Annotated in this window: 20 protein-coding genes; 13 read left to right on the forward strand and 7 right to left on the reverse strand. The window is 64.5% G+C overall.

The annotated features are described in order from the left end of the window. Nucleotides 1-25 precede the first annotated feature (25 nt). Nucleotides 26-310 (reverse strand): GYD domain-containing protein, encoded by a 285-nt coding sequence (locus tag P2T57_RS16295; RefSeq protein ID WP_276300278.1) that lies wholly within the window; start codon nucleotides 308-310, stop codon nucleotides 26-28. Nucleotides 311-429: 119 nt separating this feature from the next. On the opposite strand from P2T57_RS16295, the gene pyk reads away from it, so the two are divergent. After that, nucleotides 430-2,190: a pyruvate kinase gene (pyk, locus tag P2T57_RS16300; RefSeq protein WP_276300279.1), complete on the forward strand. Its 1,761-nt coding sequence runs from the start codon at nucleotides 430-432 to the stop codon at nucleotides 2,188-2,190. Nucleotides 2,191-2,656: 466 nt separating this feature from the next. Here the strand turns inward: pyk and P2T57_RS16305 are convergent, their stop codons facing one another. Beyond that, nucleotides 2,657-2,836 (reverse strand): DUF7312 domain-containing protein, encoded by a 180-nt coding sequence (locus P2T57_RS16305; RefSeq protein WP_276300280.1) that lies wholly within the window; start codon nucleotides 2,834-2,836, stop codon nucleotides 2,657-2,659. 389 nt (nucleotides 2,837-3,225) lie between these two features. Here P2T57_RS16305 and P2T57_RS16310 point away from each other — a divergent pair, with 389 nt between their 5' ends. The 6 genes from P2T57_RS16310 (at nucleotide 3,226) to P2T57_RS16335 (ending at nucleotide 8,470) form a co-directional block, all read left to right on the forward strand. Then, a complete protein-coding gene (locus tag P2T57_RS16310; RefSeq protein ID WP_276300281.1) occupies nucleotides 3,226-3,786 on the forward strand; it encodes an NfeD family protein in 561 nt (186 codons plus the stop codon). A gap of 97 nt (nucleotides 3,787-3,883) precedes the next feature. Beyond that, nucleotides 3,884-5,041, forward strand: a complete 1,158-nt coding sequence (locus tag P2T57_RS16315) for an SPFH domain-containing protein (protein ID WP_276300282.1) — start codon at nucleotides 3,884-3,886, stop codon at nucleotides 5,039-5,041. A gap of 244 nt (nucleotides 5,042-5,285) precedes the next feature. After that, a complete protein-coding gene (locus tag P2T57_RS16320) occupies nucleotides 5,286-5,897 on the forward strand; it encodes a winged helix-turn-helix transcriptional regulator (protein WP_276300283.1) in 612 nt (203 codons plus the stop codon). Nucleotides 5,898-5,928: 31 nt separating this feature from the next. Continuing rightward, a complete protein-coding gene (locus P2T57_RS16325; protein WP_276300284.1) occupies nucleotides 5,929-6,798 on the forward strand; it encodes an NAD-dependent epimerase/dehydratase family protein in 870 nt (289 codons plus the stop codon). Nucleotides 6,799-6,902: 104 nt separating this feature from the next. Beyond that, nucleotides 6,903-8,240, forward strand: a complete 1,338-nt coding sequence (locus tag P2T57_RS16330) for a cytochrome P450 (RefSeq protein ID WP_276300285.1) — start codon at nucleotides 6,903-6,905, stop codon at nucleotides 8,238-8,240. A 59-nt stretch (nucleotides 8,241-8,299) separates the two neighbouring features. After that, nucleotides 8,300-8,470: a hypothetical protein gene (locus P2T57_RS16335; RefSeq protein ID WP_276300286.1), complete on the forward strand. Its 171-nt coding sequence runs from the start codon at nucleotides 8,300-8,302 to the stop codon at nucleotides 8,468-8,470. On the opposite strand, the gene P2T57_RS16340 is transcribed toward P2T57_RS16335, so the two are convergent. Further along, nucleotides 8,434-8,676, reverse strand: coding sequence for a DUF7123 family protein (locus tag P2T57_RS16340; RefSeq protein WP_276300287.1), 243 nt, complete (start codon nucleotides 8,674-8,676; stop codon nucleotides 8,434-8,436). The two genes, P2T57_RS16335 and P2T57_RS16340, sit on opposite strands and share 37 nt — an antisense overlap. Before the next feature lie 384 nt (nucleotides 8,677-9,060). On the opposite strand from P2T57_RS16340, the gene P2T57_RS16345 reads away from it, so the two are divergent. Next, entirely contained in the window at nucleotides 9,061-10,908 is a 1,848-nt protein-coding gene (locus P2T57_RS16345; protein ID WP_276300289.1) for a flippase-like domain-containing protein, read from the forward strand. A gap of 10 nt (nucleotides 10,909-10,918) precedes the next feature. Here the strand turns inward: P2T57_RS16345 and P2T57_RS16350 are convergent, their stop codons facing one another. The 3 genes from P2T57_RS16350 to P2T57_RS16360 form a co-directional block, all read right to left on the reverse strand. Continuing rightward, nucleotides 10,919-11,113: a hypothetical protein gene (locus P2T57_RS16350; protein WP_276300290.1), complete on the reverse strand. Its 195-nt coding sequence runs from the start codon at nucleotides 11,111-11,113 to the stop codon at nucleotides 10,919-10,921. After that, complete coding sequence (yjjX, locus tag P2T57_RS16355; RefSeq protein ID WP_276300291.1) at nucleotides 11,110-11,628, reverse strand: inosine/xanthosine triphosphatase; 519 nt, start codon at nucleotides 11,626-11,628, stop codon at nucleotides 11,110-11,112. Before yjjX ends, P2T57_RS16350 begins: the two co-directional genes overlap by 4 nt. 96 nt (nucleotides 11,629-11,724) lie before the next feature. After that, nucleotides 11,725-12,483, reverse strand: coding sequence for a helical backbone metal receptor (locus P2T57_RS16360; RefSeq protein WP_276300292.1), 759 nt, complete (start codon nucleotides 12,481-12,483; stop codon nucleotides 11,725-11,727). Between the two features lie 263 nt (nucleotides 12,484-12,746). Between P2T57_RS16360 and P2T57_RS16365 the strand changes: the two genes are divergently transcribed. The 4 genes from P2T57_RS16365 to P2T57_RS16380 all read left to right on the forward strand — a co-directional run bounded on the left by P2T57_RS16365 (nucleotide 12,747) and on the right by P2T57_RS16380 (nucleotide 17,180). After that, nucleotides 12,747-13,715: a transcription initiation factor IIB gene (locus P2T57_RS16365; RefSeq protein WP_276300293.1), complete on the forward strand. Its 969-nt coding sequence runs from the start codon at nucleotides 12,747-12,749 to the stop codon at nucleotides 13,713-13,715. 77 nt (nucleotides 13,716-13,792) lie between these two features. Continuing rightward, the gene (locus P2T57_RS16370) at nucleotides 13,793-14,815 is read left to right on the forward strand and encodes a DNA-methyltransferase (protein WP_276300294.1); all 1,023 of its coding nucleotides are present in this window, start codon (nucleotides 13,793-13,795) and stop codon (nucleotides 14,813-14,815) included. Nucleotides 14,816-15,421: 606 nt separating this feature from the next. Next, nucleotides 15,422-16,471, forward strand: a complete 1,050-nt coding sequence (gene mfnA, locus P2T57_RS16375; protein ID WP_276300295.1) for a tyrosine decarboxylase MfnA — start codon at nucleotides 15,422-15,424, stop codon at nucleotides 16,469-16,471. A 64-nt stretch (nucleotides 16,472-16,535) separates the two neighbouring features. Next, nucleotides 16,536-17,180: a DUF3267 domain-containing protein gene (locus P2T57_RS16380; protein ID WP_276300296.1), complete on the forward strand. Its 645-nt coding sequence runs from the start codon at nucleotides 16,536-16,538 to the stop codon at nucleotides 17,178-17,180. Between the two features lie 22 nt (nucleotides 17,181-17,202). Here P2T57_RS16380 and P2T57_RS16385 read toward each other — a convergent pair whose 3' ends face one another. Next, nucleotides 17,203-17,889 carry an HVO_2922 family protein gene (locus tag P2T57_RS16385; protein WP_276300297.1) on the reverse strand — a complete coding sequence of 229 codons (687 nt, stop codon included), beginning with the start codon at nucleotides 17,887-17,889 and terminating at the stop codon, nucleotides 17,203-17,205. Nucleotides 17,890-18,008: 119 nt separating this feature from the next. On the opposite strand from P2T57_RS16385, the gene P2T57_RS16390 reads away from it, so the two are divergent. Beyond that, nucleotides 18,009-18,569: a YqaA family protein gene (locus tag P2T57_RS16390; protein WP_276300298.1), complete on the forward strand. Its 561-nt coding sequence runs from the start codon at nucleotides 18,009-18,011 to the stop codon at nucleotides 18,567-18,569. Nucleotides 18,570-18,832 lie beyond the last annotated feature (263 nt).

Raw genomic sequence — 18,832 nt, forward strand, 5'->3', positions numbered from 1 at the left:
AATTACAAACAGGAAAAGACCGAACTCACAGGTCGTCCACGACCTGCGCCAACTCCTCGGTCGGAATAATCTCCATCGTCTGGGCGTCTAACCCGTGGCGCTCTAAGGCGACCCCGGCTTGATACGCCGCATCCCGGTCGGGCGCTTCCATCACGACCAGAAAGTCGTACTCGCCGAGGATAGCGTAGGTGTGTTTCAGGTCGGCGTTCTGGTCTTCGAGGTCCGAGCGAATGTCTCCCCAGACCGAGGTGAGTTCTTGGGCGTTCTGGAAGTCAGTTCGAACGTCCACGAGGGAAGCGTACTCGGGCATATCTATTCCATTCGGGAGCGATGCAATAAGGGGATTGCGGCCACGTGAACAACTCGTCGGCGAGTGAATTTCGGGGCAATGACCGTGGGTTTTTGGGTGGGTCGGGCGTACCCGCCGGTATGAGAAACGCCAAAATCGTCTGTACGCTGGGACCGGCCTCCGAGTCCCGACGTACCATCCGCGAGTTGGCCGACGCCGGAATGACCGTCGCCAGACTCAACGCCAGTCACGGCACCCGAGAGGACCGCGCCGAAATCATCGGCCACGTCCGAGACGTGGACGAGACCACCGCCGACCCCCTCGCGGTGATGATGGACCTCCAAGGCCCGGAGATTCGGACCGCCGAGACCGACGAGTCGGTCCACCTCGAAACCGGTTCGACCGTCCGGTTCGTCAAGGGCGACACCACGACTCCCGAGGAGGTCGGCCTAAGTTACGCCATCACCAACGTCGAACCCGGCGACACCATTCTCTTGGACGACGGCCGAATCGAAACGACCGTCGAGGAGGTTGAAGGAAGCGGCGGGGATGGCGTGGTCGTCGCCAACGTCGTGAGCGGCGGCGACCTGAGCAGTCGCAAGGGCGTCAACATCCCGGGCGTGGATTTGGACCTCGACGTGGTGACCGAGAAGGACCGCAAGGACCTCGAACTCGCCGCCGAGAAGGATGCCGACTTCGTGGCCGCGAGTTTCGTCCGGAGCGCCGCCGACGTACTGGAGGTCAGCGAGGTGCTAGAGGAACTGGGCGCGGACATCCCCATCGTCGCCAAAATCGAGCGCCGAGGAGCGGTCGAGAATCTGGACGAAATCGTGGAATCGGCCTACGGCGTCATGGTCGCCCGCGGCGACTTGGGCGTCGAGTGCCCGCTCGAAGACGTGCCGATGATTCAGAAGCGCATCATCCGCAAGTGCCAGCAGACCGGCACGCCGGTCATCACCGCGACCGAGATGCTGGACTCGATGGTCCACGCCCGGCGGCCCACCCGCGCCGAGGCCTCGGACGTTGCCAACGCGGTGCTGGACGGCACTGACGGCGTGATGCTGTCGGGCGAGACCGCAATCGGCGACGACCCGGTGCGCGTCGTGGAGACGATGGACCGCATCGTCCGCGAAGTCGAAGGAAGCGGCGAGTACGACGAGATTCGGGAGCAACGGGTTCCGTCTGCGGACGACGCCCGGACCGAAGCCCTCGCACGGTCGGCCCGGTATCTGGCCCGAGACATCGGCGCGTCAGCCATCGTGGCGGCCTCCGAATCCGGGTACACCGCGCTCAAGGTGGCCAAGTTCCGGCCACAGGTCCCGGTCGTCGCCACCACGCCCAACGACAAGGTGCGCAGACAACTCGCGCTGACGTGGGGCGTCAACGCCCAGTACACGCCGCTCTCCTCGGGCGTGGACAACGTCATCGAGGACGCGGTGCAGGCGGCGCTCGACGCCGACGTGGCCGACAGCGGCGACACCGTGGTCGTCCTCTCGGGGATGATGTCCGAACTGGAGGGGACCAGCACGACGAACACGCTCAAAGTCCACGTCGCGGCCGAGACGATTGCGACGGGCCGGAGCGTCGTTCGGGGCCGAATCGCCGCGCCGGTCGCCCGGACTGACAGCGGGGACCTCTCGGACGTGGCCGACGGGTCGGTGCTGGCCATCGAACCCGAGTTCGACGGCGAGTTCACGGGCGACGCCTCGAAACTCGTCGGCATCGTGGACGCCCGGCCGGGGATGACGGGCTACCCCGCGATGGTTGCGCGGGAACTCGAAATCCCGATGGTCAGCGGCGCGCCGCTGAACCCCTCCATCCGGGACGGCGACGTGGTGACCCTCGACGCCGAGCGCGGCGTTGTCTACGAGGGCGACGTGACCCACGCCGACCGACCGTAACCGGCGATTCTGGGTTTTGGGACTTCGATTTTCGGCCTTCGATTTTCGGCGGTTGCTCGCGCTCGGTGCGACAAACCACGAGGATGCGCTCGGGTGGAGCAATCCACCGGCAAACGCTCGGTGAACCAGCCGACGGGTGGGATGAAGGGGCCGCCCGGTCGCGTTCATCGTAGTCGCTGGCCGGGCCAGTATTCGGCGCGGGCGGTGTCTCGCCGAACGCAGAGAGGCGATGGCTCGGAAGACGCGGGTTGTCTTCCGGTGCTGAGAGCGCCGAATATCCCGGCCAGCGACCGCGACCGGGCGGGGGCTTCAAGAAGTGTTCACAGTCACGGCTCTGCTCGCAATCGGTAAACGGTTCGGAGCGAGCGCGTGTCCTGTTTCTCCGAACAAAGAAACAAATATCTGTCCTAAGTGAAGATTTTTACACCTTAGAGAAACACAGAATAACTTCCAAAAGGAGAGAGAGTTACGCCGCGAGGAGAACCACCCGACCGAAGACGAACAGCATCGTGGCGACGCCGAGGACCACGAAGGCGGCGTTTTCGAGCGTCGGGGACCCCGGTTCCAGCGGGTCCAGCTCCTCGCGCTCTTTCGGTTCGTAGCCGTCTTCGCCGACCTCGTCGGTGTCGTATTTCCAGTCCGACATGCGCCCGAGTACGGGTCCCACCGGCAAAAGGGTTGGCGACGAGTGGAGGTGTGTAGATACGTCACGGAAACAGTAACGAGGCTCTCGAAAGCTCTTGTGCTTGGAACCGTCGGGACAGCAATGTCCTCGAAAGCCCTCGCGCGGTTCGCGGTCGCTCCGGCGGATATTCTGCGCTCTCCGCACCGCCCGCGCAGAATAGGGCCACCGGAGACGACCACGCAAACGCGAACCCCGCTCGCCCTTTCATTCCTCCGAGGCGGCATTTGCTCCACCGGCCGGAACCCGGCGGTTAGTTCACTGCCCGGAATCCGTGGGTCGGTGCGCGATGGCGACCTCATCGCTTCGACAGACTGCAAAACGTTAACCGGTCCGAATCCCAAGACGTTGGTATGGCACCGCTGTTGGACTCGCTCCCGCTGTTGCTTCTCGTCGCTGGCATCGGCCTCGCCATCGCCGAGGCCCTGATTCCGGGCGCGCACTTCATCGTCCTCGGCGTCGCGCTCGTCCTCGCGGGGTTGGTCGGGATGCTCCTCGGGCCGCTGGCGTCGCCGCTCGTGTTGGCCGCGCTGGTGTTAGGATTCGGTGCGGTCTCGCTGTACGCCTACCGCGAACTCGACCTGTACGGCGGGAAGGGCGTCGCTCGGACCCGCGACTCCGACTCGCTCAAGGGTCAAACCGGTCGCGTCACCGAGCGCGTCTCGCCCCAAGACGGACAAATCAAACTCCACGAAGGCGGCTTCAACCCCTACTACGCCGCCCGGAGCGTCCGCGACGAGATACCCGAGGGGACCGAGGTCATGGTCGTGGACCCCGGCGGCGGCAACGTCGTCACCGTTGAGGCCTTAGAGGCAATCGAGGACCCAATCGACCGGGAACTGGCGAAGGGCCGCGACGACGAGGCGGTCGGCAGTCCCGAACCGGAGCGGGAGACCGACACCGAGGAAATCTAGTCATTCACGGCGCTGTCCGCCGAATGACAAAATTTCGTCGCGTCCACAACGACAGTGAGGGGAAGGCTTAACACGTATTCTTGCTAACAGTCGGAGTATGTTGGTTCCACTACAGGCCGCCCCGGTTGGCGGTTTCACGGTCGTCGCGCTGTTGATTCTGGCGCTGGCGGTCATCACCATCTGGCAGTCCGTCGAAATCGTAGACGCGACAGAGAAGCGCGCGCTGACGGTGTTCGGCGAGTACCGGAAACTGCTGGAACCCGGTATCAACTTCGTGCCGCCGTTCGTGAGCGCGACCCACCGATTCGACATGCGGACCCAGACCCTCGACGTGCCCCGCCAAGAGGCCATCACCCGCGACAACTCGCCGGTGACGGCCGACGCCGTGGTCTACATCAAGGTCATGGACGCAAAGAAGGCCTTCCTCGAAGTCGAGGACTACAAGCGCGCCGTCTCCAACCTCGCCCAGACAACCCTCCGCGCCGTGCTGGGCGACATGGAACTGGACGACACGCTCAACAAGCGCCAAGAAATCAACGCCAAAATCCGGCGCGAACTGGACGAACCCACCGACGAGTGGGGCATCCGCGTCGAGAGCGTCGAAGTTCGGGAGGTCAACCCGAGCAAGGACGTCCAGCAGGCGATGGAGCAACAGACCTCCGCGGAACGGAAGCGCCGTGCGATGATTCTGGAAGCGCAGGGTGAGCGCCGGAGCGCCATCGAGACGGCCGAAGGTGACAAGCAGTCGAACATCATCCGCGCACAGGGTGAGAAGCAGAGCCAGATTCTGGAAGCGCAGGGTGACGCAGTTTCGACCGTTCTGCGCGCCAAATCCGCCGAGTCGATGGGCGAACGCGCGGTCATCGACAAGGGGATGGAGACGCTCGAATCCATCGGTCAGGGTGAGTCCACTACGTTCGTCCTCCCGCAGGAACTCTCCTCGATGCTCGGCCGGTACGGCAAGCATCTGACGGGGAGCGACGTGAAAGAGGACAACGGCGAACTCGACAGCCTCGACTTCGACGAGGAGACCCGCGAACTCATCGGTCTCGACAACATCGAGGAGATTCTGGGCCAGATAGACGAGGAGGCCGAGATGGACGTCGAGGCGATGGAACAGGAGGCCCAAGCCATCAAGGAGGGCGAGGACCCGGCGAGCATCAAGAGCGCCGACGAAGTTATCGAGGAGATGGACGAGGAGGCCCCCGACGTGGACGACGTGGAGGCCGAGATGGACGCCGAACTCGAAAAGTAGGTCTCGGTCGCGTCTCCTTTTCGCTGTCCAGCGTTCCCCGTTTTCGGTGTTGCGACGACCTGCTTTGCCCCGCCTACCCCGTGCGTAATCCTTATAAATTGGTGCATAATATTTGAAATCGCTCGTCCGGAGTCACTGGAGATGGTCGCGTGACGCCTGCTCCGGCCGAACCCCGACCGGTCGGCCATGTGACGGTCCCGCAAGCGAAGGTATTTTAGGTGTCCGTGATGACCATCACATGTAGATGGTTGAGCGCTCCGATGTGGATGAAAATAAGCGGGCAACCCTCCGCCGGTTCGCGGTCTTGGGGGCCGCGACGCCGCTCTCGAAGTTCCGCGGCGACGACGACGGCGGCGAGAGCGAGGCCCGCGACGCGATTGCGGGCTACGTCGCCACCACGCCGGGCGCGCACTTCTCGAAGATACGCGACGACCTCAAACTGGGGACCGGCGAAGCACAGCACCACCTCCGCCAACTGCTCGACTCCCAAGTCGTCGAGAGTCGCAGAGACGGCGACTACCGGCGATTCTACCCGGCCGAGCAGTTCACTCCCTTCGAGCAAATCGCACTCGGCTATCTCCGACGGGAGACGCCCCGCGGGATGCTCATCGAGTTACTGCGCGACCCAGACGCGACCGGTAGCGACCTCGCAGAGGCCCTAGACGTGTCGAGACCGACAGTGAGCAAGTACGCCTCGTCGCTCGAGGAGGCCGGCCTCTTGGACCGCGAAGACGGCTACGCCGTCAAGCGACCCGAGACGGTCATCACGCTACTGGTCCGGTACGCAGATTCGTTCGGCGAGGACGCCGCGACGTTCGCCGCGCAGGCCGACGGGTTCATCTCGTTCGACCCGTAGTTTTTCGTCCGCTCCCGCGCCGTCTTTCTCTATGGACACCGTGGCAGTCACCGGCGGGAACGGCGAAATCGGCTCGGCGGTCCTCGCGGAACTCGCCGAGCGAGGCTATCGCACCGTCAATCTGAGCAGACGAGAACGCCGGGAGCGAATCGCCGACCAGTATCTTCAGACCGACCTGTTGGACCCCGGCGAGGTCTATGGGTCGCTGGCGAAAGCGAATCCCGACGCCGTGGCCCACTTCGGGACGATTCCCCGGCCCGACCGGACGCCCGGCCACGTCACTTTTCGGAGCAACGCCGAGACGCCGTATCACGTGCTGGAAGCCGCCGAGGCCCTCGAAATCGAGACGGTGGTCCTCGCGTCTAGCCTCTCGGCGATGGGCGCGGGGTTCGAGGACTCGGTGGGCGTCGAGTACCTCCCCGTAGACGAGGACCACCCCCTGACGCCCTCGAACCCCTACGGCCTCGGCAAGCAGGTCTCGGAGGTCGTCGCCGAGGGATTCGGGCGTCGGGAGGGAGCGCCGACCACGATTTCGTCGCTCCGGTTCCCGCTGGTGGTCGGCGACGACGAGCTACGCACCGTCTTCGCCGAGGCCGACCGGTCGCCCGAGGCAGTCCGCGAGGCGGGATTCTTCGAGAAGGCGCGCAAGACGCTGTTCGCCTACCTCCATCTGGACGACGCCGCGAGGCTGGCGATTAGGGCGCTGGACGCCGATTTCTCCGGCCACGAGGTCTTCTTCGGGTCCGCACCGGATACCACGATAGACGCGCCGAGTGACGAGTTAGCGGACTGCTACGACGCCGAGGTCCGAGGCTCGTTTGTGGGCCACGAGCGACTCCTCGATGCCACCAAGGCCGAGGAGACGCTCGGATGGTCGCCCGACCGGTCGTGGCGCGAGTGAGGAAGTCGCCCGGACTTGTGGTCGGCGACCCGCGATATTCCGGCGGTTCCCCGAATATTTTAACAAACAGAAGCCTCTTTACAAATCGACGTGACCGTGTAGCCATGGCAACGTCACGTTCCTACGACGAGATACCCCGACGGGAGGGCGTCCCGGTCCTCGGGAACGCCCACCAGTTCTTCAACGAGGGGCTTTCGTTCTACGAGAACTGCGAACCGCTGGGGGACGTGGTTTCGTTCTCGCTGATGAACTCGCCGGCGCTGGTGGTCGCCGACCCCGAACTCGTCAAACAGGTGCTGGTCGAGAAAAACGAGAAGTTCGGCAAGGGGCAGTTCATCAAGGATAGCTTCGGCCACGCCGCCGAGGGCGTCTTCGTGGTGGACGGCGAGACGTGGGAACAGCGCCGGTCGCTCCTCCAACCCTCCTTCCGGCCGAACCACATCAAGAAGTACGCCGAGCAAATCGTGGCCGTAGTAGACCGAATGGCCGACCGGATGGCCCGCCAGTCCGGCCCGGTCGAACTCGACTACGTGATGAACGACCTCGCGCTGTCGGTGCTGACCAGCACCCTGTTCGGCGTTGAGGACGACCACGAGACCAAAGAGCGGATTCACGACGCGGTTGAGGCCATCCAACTCCGGTTCGGCGCGTCGTACAACACCCTCCTCCCGCCGTGGGTCCCGACCCTCCGGAACTTGAAGTACCGCCGGAGTCTGTCGGACCTCCACGACATCACCGACCAACTCATCGAGCGCCGACTCGCCGACGACGAGGAGGGGCCGGACCTGCTGTCGGTTCTGCTGGAGGCCCGCGATGAAAACGACCACGTGACCGACGAGGTTATCCGCGACGAACTGCTGACGTTCACGCTCGCCGGTCACGACACCACCTCGCTGGCGATGACTTACACGTGGCACCTGTTGGCGACTCACCCCGACAAGATGGAGACGCTCCTCGCGGAACTCGACGAGGTGCTGGGCGGGGACCCGCCGTCGTTCCGCGACATCTCGAAACTGGAGTATCTCGACCGGGTAATTCAGGAGGCGCTCCGCCTGTTTCCGCCCATCACCCAACTGTTCCGCGAGACCGAGACCGACGTGCGACTCGGCGAGTACTACGTACCGGAAGGCGTGACAGTCACGATGCCCCAGTGGAGCATCCACCGCGACGGACGCTACTACGACGACCCCGAGACCTTCCGCCCGGAGCGGTGGACCGACGACTTCGCCGACGAGATTCCCGAGTACGCCCACTTCCCGTTCGGCGGCGGGCCGCGCCACTGCATCGGGATGCGCTTCGCCATGATGGAGATGAAGATAGCCATCTCGATGCTCGCCCGGCGGTTCCGCTTCGAACCGGCCTACGACTCACTCCCCGAGGTGGACATCGCGCTGACGCTCCAACCGAAGGACTCGGTGGAGATGCACGTCGAACCGCGATAAGAAACGTCGCTCCACTTCTCAGACTTCGAATTATTTCTTTAACAATTGTAGATGTTTCTTTGACGACTCTCTCGAACGACGAGACGGTCTCGAAGAAAGCGGGAGAGAAGGGCGACAGCGGCCCGGAACCGACGGTGCGGAAACCCCCGAGCGCGTGCCAGCAGTGTACAGCGGTCTCTGTGTCGGGTCAGACTTACGTCGTGACCTTCCACGTGGTCGAGGACGAGTAGCCCCACTTCTCGACGTCCACGTCGAATTCCCCGTCAGCGATGGCGGTCATGTTCGCGCCGACTTCCTTGGCCGTCATGCCTAACTCCTCGCCGATGAGGCGGGACTTGAAGTAGGTCTTCATCTGGCCGTTCTCGCGGAGGTACTGGAGGATGCGCTGTTGTTTGTCGGTCAGGGCGGTCGTGCCAGCAGTTGCGGTCGTGCTCATGACTTACATGCACCTTAGAGAGAAACCGCCTTAGGGGATTTGGTACGGGGAGTTAACACGCCGCCCTCTTGCGATTTCATATTAAATTACAGTGGAATAAACAACCCCCGAGGGGGCTGTTGGTACAGCTGGTTAATCGGGAGTTTCGGTCGAAATCCGTCGTGCGTCTCACCCGTATGGGGATAGTTCACATTTCGGGATTCGCCCGGTCGAAACGTACCCGTAATCCCGAGTTACTCGCGAGTAACGACACCGCGAAACTCCTCCACGAGGCGTTTTCCGCGTGAACGAGACTGAACGACGCCGAAAGGCCCGGCCTACAGACGTGAACCCGCCGGAACGGAGCAGAAGGTACTTAGGCAGGTGGACAGACTATCTTCGATAATGAGCGGTCGTGCAGTCGAGGTGAGCGTCGTCCTCCCGGCGTACAACGAGGAGGCGACCATCGAGAACACCGTAGCGACGACGCTCGCCACGTTAGACGAATTCCTTCCCGCGGGGGCCTTCGAGGTCATCGTCGCCGAGGACGGGTGCGAAGACCGGACGCCCGAAATCGCCGACCGGATGGCTGAAGAAGACGAGCGGGTGAGACACTACCACAGCGACGAGAGACTCGGCCGAGGAGGGGCGCTGAACCGAGCGTTCGAGTCTGCAGACGGCCAGACGCTGGTCTACTTCGACACCGACCTCGCCACCGACATGCGCCACCTCGAAGAACTGGTCGAAAGCGTCCGGTCTGGCGAGTACGATTTCGCCACCGGGTCGCGGTGGATGCCCGGCGAGACGGCCGACCGCCCGGCCAAGCGCGACGTGGCGAGTCGGGGGTTCAACGGCCTGACCAGACTCTTCCTCGGTTCGAAGATGCGCGACCACCAGTGCGGGTTCAAGGCGTTCGACCGGACCGCGCTGTTCGACGTGTTGTCGGAGGTAGAGGACGAGCATTGGTTTTGGGACACCGAAGTCCTCGTGCGCGCCCAGCGCCGGGGCTACGACATCAAGGAGTTCGCGGTCGATTGGGAACCCAAGGGCGATTCGAAGGTGGACATCGTTCGGGACGTGTTCGGGATGGGGAGCCAAATCATGCGGTGCTGGTGGGAGTTCTCGGTCCAACCACGCATCACCAAGCGAGTCTCCATCACGGCGGGAATCTTCCTGACCATCGTCGCCGTCCTGTTGATGGGCCAGTACCTCCCGCTGGACGAGGTGCTGACCCAGATGAGCAACGCCGACCCCGCGCTGGTCGGGGTTGCCGCGCTGGTCTACGCCCTGTCGTGGCCCCTCCGCGGGACGCGCTACAGGGACATCCTCGAAGAACTCGGCTACACCGAGGACGCGGGCTTTCTGACGGGGGCGATATTCGTCAGTCAGACCGGCAATCTCGTGTTCCCCGCTCGGGCAGGTGACGCGGTTCGGGCCTACGTCGTGAAGGCCCGGCGCTCGATTCCCTACCCGACCGGGTTCGCCTCGCTGGCGGTCGAGCGCGTCTTCGACCTGCTGACGATTACGATGCTGGCCGGGGTCGTCCTCATCGGACTGGCGCTGACCGGCGCGACCGGCGGCCTCGAATCGACCCTGTTCGGGTCCGCCCCCTCGGGCGCTGAAGGCGGCGAATACGGCGCGGCCGGACAGACCGCACTCTACGTCGCGGGGGGCGTCGGTCTCGCGGCAATCCTCGCAGTCGGGGTCATCGTCGCCAGCGCCCGGTCCGACCGCAACTTCGTCCGCGGCATCGTCTCGGGCCTGAGCAACGACTCCTACGCCGACTACGTGGCGGGCGTCATCGAGCGATTCACCGGCGACGTCCAGACCGTCGCGGGCAACCGGAGCGCCTTCCTCACCGTGGGGGTTTCGAGCCTCGCCATCTGGGCGCTCGACGTGGTGACTGCCCTGCTGGTGCTGATGGCCTTCGACGTGTCGCTGTCGCCCGTGATGCTGACCGCGGTGTGTTTCTTCGCGGTCAGCGTCGGCAACCTCGCCAAGGTCCTGCCCCTCTCGCCCGGCGGGGTGGGTCTCTACGAAGGAGCCTTCACGCTCCTCGTGGTCGGTCTGACGCCCCTCGGATGGAGCGTCGCCCTCGGCGCGGCCATCCTCGACCACGCAGTCAAGAACGTCGTCACGCTGGTCGGCGGCGTGGCCTCGATGTTCGTGCTGAACGTCTCGCTGACCACCGCCGTCGAGGAGAGCAAGGACGCGCGGGCCGCCGCCGACCCGGCGGAACCCACCGACGACTGAGTAATCTCTTTTAATAAATCAGTATTCGGACCCAATCGACCGCCTTCCCGACGAGGTGGGGCCGAAGCGCGAACGAAGCCCCAAAGAGCAACACCGGAAATCCGGTTTCGGGGGACTTCGTGGCGACGAACGCGCCGAATACCGCGACTCCCACGCCGAACAGTCGAACGAAGACGCCGAGCGCGCGGTACAGAACCCCGGTCACTCGTACAACTCGGTCACGAACGGTCCGAGCGCGCCGGCGACTGCTTGGCGGAGCGCACTCTCGCGGTCGATGGCGTGACCGGTGAGCGCGCCCGCCGCGCCCTGCTTCTCGGCGACGTTCTCCATGTCGAGTACGTCGTCCATGACCGGGCCTAACTCCTCGCCGTCCCGGACCCGGTTGGCGATAGATTCGGGAAGGCGGAGGCGCGGCCCTGCTCCGCGACCCACTCGCTCGCCGTCCGTCGCGGCGGCCCACATGATGAGAAAGAGACCGTCCGCAGACTCGATTTCGGCGACGCCGCCCTCCAGTCCGACCCCGAGGTCGTAGTCGCCCGCCGTGAGGACGTTTCCGGCGCGGTTCTCCGCACCCTCGATAGTTTCGGCCTCGCCGAATGGCTGTTCGCTCACGCCCGATTCGACCGCGACCGGTTCGACCTCGGTCTCGGCGAACGCTTCGAGCGCCGATGCCGTCGCAGACGCCTTGACTGGGTTGGTGCTACCGACGCCGACTCGCATGAGCGTGCGGTGGCATCGAACGAACTTGGTGATTGCGATAGTCCGAGGAGGAACGTTTCGGAAAACTGGTGACGAGACCGACCGAAAACCGGAACGTCACGAGTTCAGCGCGTCGGGGTGGAGTTTGACAGCGAGCGTCTCGATGCCCTCCACGAGTCGAGGACTCGGCTGATTCAGCAGTGAGTCGTCGAGGACGTGGACGTTGCCACGCTCTATCGCCGGGAGGTCCCAGTCGCGCCGGGTGATGTCCTCGGGGTCCGCACGGTCGCCGTGGCCGCAGACGTGCAGGACGACGTGGTCGGGACCGGCGGTTTCGACTTCGGCGGTAGAGACCTCTCGGGAACGTTCGCCGGGAGAGACGAAGGGGTAGCGACCACCCGCGGCCTCGACCGCCTCGGGGACCCAGTTGCCCGCGGCCATCGGGGGTTCGGACCACTCCTCGCAGTAGACGACTGGGTGGTCGTCGTCCGGCGTGAGGCGGTCCACGCGAGCGAGTCGGCTTCTGGCCCGGCGGGCGAGTGCAGACCCCTCGTCTGGGAGACCGACCGCCTCGCCGAGGTCTGCGAAGGACTCGACTACCTCCTCCAGCGTGGCGGGTGCGGCGTGGTAGACCTCGTGGCCGCGCTCTCGGAGGTCGGCCGCGATGTCGGCCTGCAAGTCGTCGGCGGTCAGCACGAGGTCCGGGTCGCGGTCGGCAATCGCGTCGTAGTCGGGATTGAGCCATCCGCCGACCGCCGGCGCGTCGGCCTCGCAGTGGTGAGTGACTCCCGCGAGGAGGTCGCTCCCGTCGAGCGCCTGTAGGATTTCGGTCGCGCTCGGGGCCAGCGAAACGATTCGCTCGGTCTTGGCGTCCATCGTCGGGCGATTGGCACCCCGCTGGGTTAAATCGCCCGGCAACCCCGGTCGAACTCGAAATGCTATACTTAAATTTTTATCTCGGGTCGAGCGAGACGGCCGTCTCGACCGGGTGTGAGACCCGTTCACGAGAACCGAAAAAGCCAATTCCGAAAATACTAAATACCTTTCGGAACAACGCAACGTTAAGGAACTGAGGTCCGGGGTTTTCCAGGTTTTCCCTGCCCGGTAGCCCACGCCATCTCCGTCAACGAGGAATCAACATGTCAGACGTAAGCACTAGAGTCAAGCGAGCGGAACAAGAGGAAGAAGTAGAGGAAGAATCGAGCGAGAAGACCGCCTGTCCCGAGTGTGGCGGCAATCTCATCTCCGACACCGAACACGGCGAGACGGTCTGCGAGGAGTGCGGACTGGTCGTAGACGAGGACCAAGTGGACCGCGGGCCGGAGTGGCGCGCGTTCGACTCCAAAGAGAAGAACGAGAAGTCCCGCGTCGGTGCGCCCACCACGAACACGATGCACGACAAGGGCCTCTCGACTAACATCGACTGGCGGAACAAGGACGCCTACGGTAACTCCCTTGGCTCCCGCCAGCGAGAGAAGATGCAGAGGCTCCGCAAGTGGAACGAGCGATTCCGAACGCGCGACTCCAAGGAGCGCAACCTCAAGCAGGCCCTCGGCGAAATCGACCGGATGGCCTCGGCGCTCGGCCTGCCGAACAACGTCCGAGAGACCGCTTCAGTCATCTACCGACGTGCGCTCGACGAGGACCTCCTGCCCGGCCGTTCCATCGAGGGCGTCTCGACGGCCTGCGTCTACGCCGCCGCGCGACAGGCCGGCGTCCCGCGCAGTCTGGACGAAATCGCCGACGTTTCGCGTGTCGAAAAGAGCGAAGTCGCCCGGACCTACCGCTACGTGGTCCGCGAACTGAATCTGGAGGTCAAGCCCGCAGACCCCGAGAGCTACGTCCCGCGGTTCGCCTCCGGACTCGACCTCTCCGACGAGGCCGAACACCGCGCCCGCGAACTCCTCAAGACCGCCAAGGAAAAGGGCGTCCACAGTGGCAAGTCGCCGGTTGGACTGGCCGCCGCGGCCGTCTACGCCGCCGCGCTCCTGACCAACGAGAAGACCACGCAGGCCGAGGTCAGCGAAGTCGCCGACATCAGCGAAGTCACGATTCGCAACCGCTACCACGAACTGCTGGAGGCCGAAGAGGCCCCGGCGATGGCCTGAGCGCGGTCGTCTACAAGTTACAACTGTTTTGAACCGAAAAATAATTCTGTGGGACCAGAGATAGCACCACAGAGCGGATGGAGACCGAACACCGGATTCACGTCGGCGACGCCCGCGAGATGACCGCAGTCGGCGATGGCTCTGTCGAACTCGTCGTGACCTCGCCGCCGTATCCCATGATAGAGATGTGGGACGATTTGTTTGCAGAGTTGAACCCCGACATCGAGGACCACGTGGCACGGGGCGACGGCGAGTCTGCTTTCGAGGCGATGCACGCCGCGCTCGACCCCGTGTGGGACGAACTCTCGCGGGTCCTCGTGGACGGCGGCATCGCCGCAGTCAACGTCGGCGACGCAACCCGGAGCGTGGGCGACGGGTTCCAACTTTACCCCAACCACGCCGAACTGATTACTCGGTTTCGGGAGCGGGGCTTCCACCTCTTGCCCGACGTGCTGTGGCGCAAACCGGTCAACAGCCTCACGAAGTTCATGGGGTCGGGGATGGTGCCGCCCAACGCCTACACCACGCTGGAACACGAGTACGTCCTGTTGTTCCGCAACGGCCCCGAGAGTCGGTCGTTCAATCCCGGCGCGGACCACCGATACGAGTCGGCGTACTTCTGGGAGGAGCGAAACGACTGGTTCTCGGACCTCTGGACCGACGTGCAGGGCGAGGGCCAAGACTTGGACCACGACGAACTCCGGACGCGCTCGGCCGCCTTCCCCTTCGAGGTCCCCTATCGGCTGGTCAACATGTATTCGGTCTACGGCGACACCGTGCTGGACCCCTTCTGGGGCACGGGCACCACCAGCCTCGCGGCGATGGTCGCCGGGCGAAATTCGGTGGGCTACGAACTCAGCCGAGAGTTCCGGGAGGTGTTCGACGACCGCCTCGCGGAAATCGAGGAGTTCGCAGACGAGAAGAACCGCCAGCGCCTCGAAGACCACCGGGCGTTCGCCGAGGGGGCGGAACTCGGCTACGACGCCGAGAACTACGATTTCGGCGTCAAGACCAAACAGGAGCGACGACTCCAACTCTACACCGTCGCGGACTACGAGAAGCACGGCGACCGCTACGCGGTCGAACACCGACCGTTCTAAACAACTTTTTGGTTGCCTAGGAACCAGCATCTATTCCTTAAACACTACTAATTAAGTGTCTGCTGTCGGCGCGCGCTGGCGTCTTGCCGAGCGTAGCGAGGCAAGGCTCGTGGGAGCTTGTCTCCCACGGCGCGACGTTTTAGCGTCGCGCCGAACCGCGCGAGGTCGTCGGGAGCGTAGTCGTTCGAAAATCGAAGATTTTCGTGATCACGAGAGCGTCGCTCTCGGACGACGACCGACTGCTCGGCAGACGCGGTTTGTCTGCCGGTGGATGAGTAGCGCAGGCCATTGGCCGAGGCTTGCGAGACGCTTCGCGTCTCGCTGATCTGCGAACGTGGTTCGCAGACAACGCAATCGGTTGGGGAGGGTGTGGCCCGCGGTAGCGGTGACGTTGCTGTGCGGTAGACGGCGATGTTCAAGCCTGAAGCTAGCTCCCTGTCGCCGTCACCTCTTGTTGGAACGGGTCCACGCAGTAATCCGAATACGAAGCTCATTCCCGCCTCCCAACGCTTCTGACCAACGCTCCCAGTTCCATCTCGTGTCACCGATGAAACCCCCGAAACCGATAACAGAACCACTAAACGGTCCCCGGCAATTTTTTCTGGCATGCAGAGAGAGTCGCAGGACTTCGGGCGAGTCCTCTCCTCGATGTGTACCCGACCCCACCCCGACGCCCGCGAGGCCGCCCGGCAGTTCCTCGCCGACAACCCCGGCGACCCGACGACCTACCCGGCAGTCGCCGAGTTGGAGCGCGAGGCCGTCGGCCTCCTCGGCGAGATGACCGGCCTCGACGACCCGCACGGCTACGTCGCCAGCGGCGGGACCGAGGCCAACCTACAGGCGGTCCGGGCCGCTCGGAACCTTTCTGACACACCCACGCCCAACGTCGTCGCGCCCGAGAGCGCCCACTTCAGTTTCCAGAAGTCTGCGGACGTGCTAGACGTGGAGTTACGCCTCGCGCCGGTAGACGACGACCGGCGGGCCGACCTCGCCGAGGTCCGACGCCTCGCCGATGACGAGACCGCCCTCGTCGCCGGAGTCGCCGGAACCACCGAGTACGGGCGAGTTGACCCCATCCCGGCCCTCGCCGACGTGGCCGACGACGTGGGGGCGCTCTGCCACGTCGATGCGGCGTGGGGCGGGTTCGTCCTGCCGTTCACCGACTGGGAATGGCACTTCGACCACGCGCCGGTGGACACGATGGCCATCGACCCACACAAGATGGGCCAAGCCCCGGTCCCCGCGGGCGGGTTTCTGACCCGCGACGAGCGAGTCCTCGACGCGCTGGCGGTCGATACGCCTTACCTCGAATCGACCTCACAGGCGACCCTGACCGGCACCCGAAGCGGGGCCGGGGTGGCCGGGGCACACGCCGCGATGGAGGCCCTCTGGTCGGATGGCTACCGCCGGAACTACGAGCGAGGACAGGAAAACGCCGAGTGGATAGCCGACGCGCTCGAATCCCGCGGCTACGACGTGGTGGAACCGGTTTTACCGCTGGTCGCGGCCGACATCCCCCGCGAGGAGATTGAAGCGTTGCAGGCCGAGGGCTGGCGCGTCTCGCCCACCGCGACCGGCGAACTCCGCATCGTCTGCATGCCCCACGTCACCCGCGAGATGCTGGAATCGTTCGTCGCGGACCTCGACTCGCTGTGAGGCCCGGCCCGCCGAACTCGTCGGCGCATCATTTTTCGGTCTGTTCGTTGTCTGTCGGGACGACATGGCACCGCCAGACGCGGCGTCGGACACCCAAGCGGACGACGACGGTTCACCGGGCGCGCCGACTCCGGACCCACCCGACCCGCCCGAGGGCTACCGCGAACCGGTCACCTTCGAGTATCCGGGACTGGCACTCTCGGTCGGATCGCTGGCCCTGTTCGTGGCCGCTGTCTTCGTCTTCGGGAGAGTGATGAGCGCGCTCCGGCCCGGAGCGACCCTCGAATTCACCGTCGGTCCTCGCGGTATCGCGGTCGTCGGAGTCCTATCGGTCGGAACCGTCGTCGTCCACGAAGTGGTTCACGGACTGGTCTACCGACTCCTCGGCTACCGGGTTCGGTACGGCATCGCGTGGAACATGGGCGCGGCCTACGCCGCCGCGTTCGGCCAGTTCCAGACCCGGCGCGACAACCTCGTGGTCGCCCTCGCACCGCTGGCAGTCTTTACCGCGGTTCTGACGCCTCTGCTGGCGGTGGAGCCGTTTTCGGTCGCGCTCGCGGCCTTCCTCGTCCTCGTGGTGAATACCTCGGGCGCTATCGGCGACCTCTACATCTCGTGGCGACTCCTCCGGATGCCGGAGGGGACGCTGATGTACGACCTCGACGCACGCCACTCCTACGCCTACTTCCCGGCGTCGGGCGACGAGTGAGTCACGACGCGGTCGAACAGTACTACGACTCGGCGGGTTCCGTGCCCGAACTCTCGTTCTCAGCGTCGGAACTCGACCGCACGTCGCGCTGGGTCTCGCCGCCGATTCGCTCGACCGGCGCGCCCAGCGCGTTTCGCTTGACGCTCCGGAGGCCCTTCTCGGCGGACTGGCGCGACGAGTAGCCCTGCCCGGAGTCGGCGATGACGTTACCGTTGTCGTGGACGAGTCGCCAGCGCCACTTCTCGTCTTTGCCCTCGTAGACCTCGAAAGTGGCTTGGGCCGGTGGTCGGAGTGCTTCGACCGTCTCGCCGTCGAGTTGGCGCATCTCGACTCGGCCGCCGGGGCGCTTGCTGACGACGCGCTTGGCGATGGTTTTGCCGCGGCGGACCACCGAGGGCGCGACTGCCTCGGCGGCGTTCACCACGTCGATGGCGTCCGAGACGAGCGAGTCCGACGAGAACTCCCGCGACAGCAGGCGCTCGCCGTCCCGGTAGAGCGAAATCGAGAGGCCCTGCCACTCCACGTCGGCCTCGTCGGGATGGTCGGTGTCGTCGGGGAGGGCGACTCCGGTTTCCTCCTCGGTCCAAATCTCGTCGCGCCGGTAGTCGAACTCGACGCTCGCGGCCGCGAGGTCACCCTCGTCGCTCCGGTAGGAGAGTCGCGCTCGGAGTCGGGGATGGGCGACGAGCGTATACTCGTGGTCGAACATGGAACCGAGTAGCGTCCGGATAGGTATGAGTCTGTTTGCCGCACTCGGACCTCTTTTCGGGCGAAACCTCGCTCGACCAAGACATAAAACTGATAATCGTGCTCCCTCCTTCTCCGAGCGTGTACTCCGTCGTCGCCCCCGCGCTCCTCGAAGGTCTCGGTCTCGGGTCCTTCGAGTGGTTGGAACATCTGGTAGAGACAGCGACCGGTTGGGTCGGTCTCGGCATCATCTTCGTCTACTCGTTCCTCATCGCGTTCGCGCTCCCCGGCGTGAGTGAGGTGGTGCTGGTCGCCCCGCTCGACCTCGGTCTGACGCAGGTCGAGCGCCTGAGCATCATCATCTTGGTCAGCGCGGTCGGCAAGGCCGCGGGGAGCATCCTCGCGTTCCACATCGGGCAGGAGGCCAAGGAGTCGGGGCCAATCATCAGCTATCTCCGGCGCTCGCGGTTCGACATCATCGAGTGGTCCGAGAACAAGACGGTCGAACTCGCCAAGAAGTGGGGCTACCTCGGGATGGCGGTGGCGCTCTCGGTGCCCTTCTTCCCGGACACGGTGTCGATTTACGCCTTCGCGGTCCTCGAGGAGGACTACTTCAAGTTCGCGCTGGCGACGTTCGCGGGGAGCGTGGGGCGACTCCTCGTGACCATCTTCCTCGTGGGTTCGACGGTCGTGGCGTTCTGAACTCGACGAAGACGACGAAACTCCGTACTCGAATTCTCGAAACCATGATTGCCGGCCAGCGGCCGGCGAACGCTCGGCCGAACAAACCACCAGCGAACGCCCGGCCGAACAACTGATGGGTGGGATGAAGGGGCCGGCCGGTCGCGTGCAGTTTAGTTGTCTGAGCGACCCCTATCGGCGCGGGCGGTGTCTCGCCGAACGGAGTGAGGTCGTTCGAAAGGCGAAGCCTTTCGTGATCACGAAAATCTCCGATTTTCGGACGA

The organism is Halorussus lipolyticus, from assembly GCF_029338375.1.
Lineage (GTDB): Archaea > Halobacteriota > Halobacteria > Halobacteriales > Haladaptataceae > Halorussus > Halorussus lipolyticus.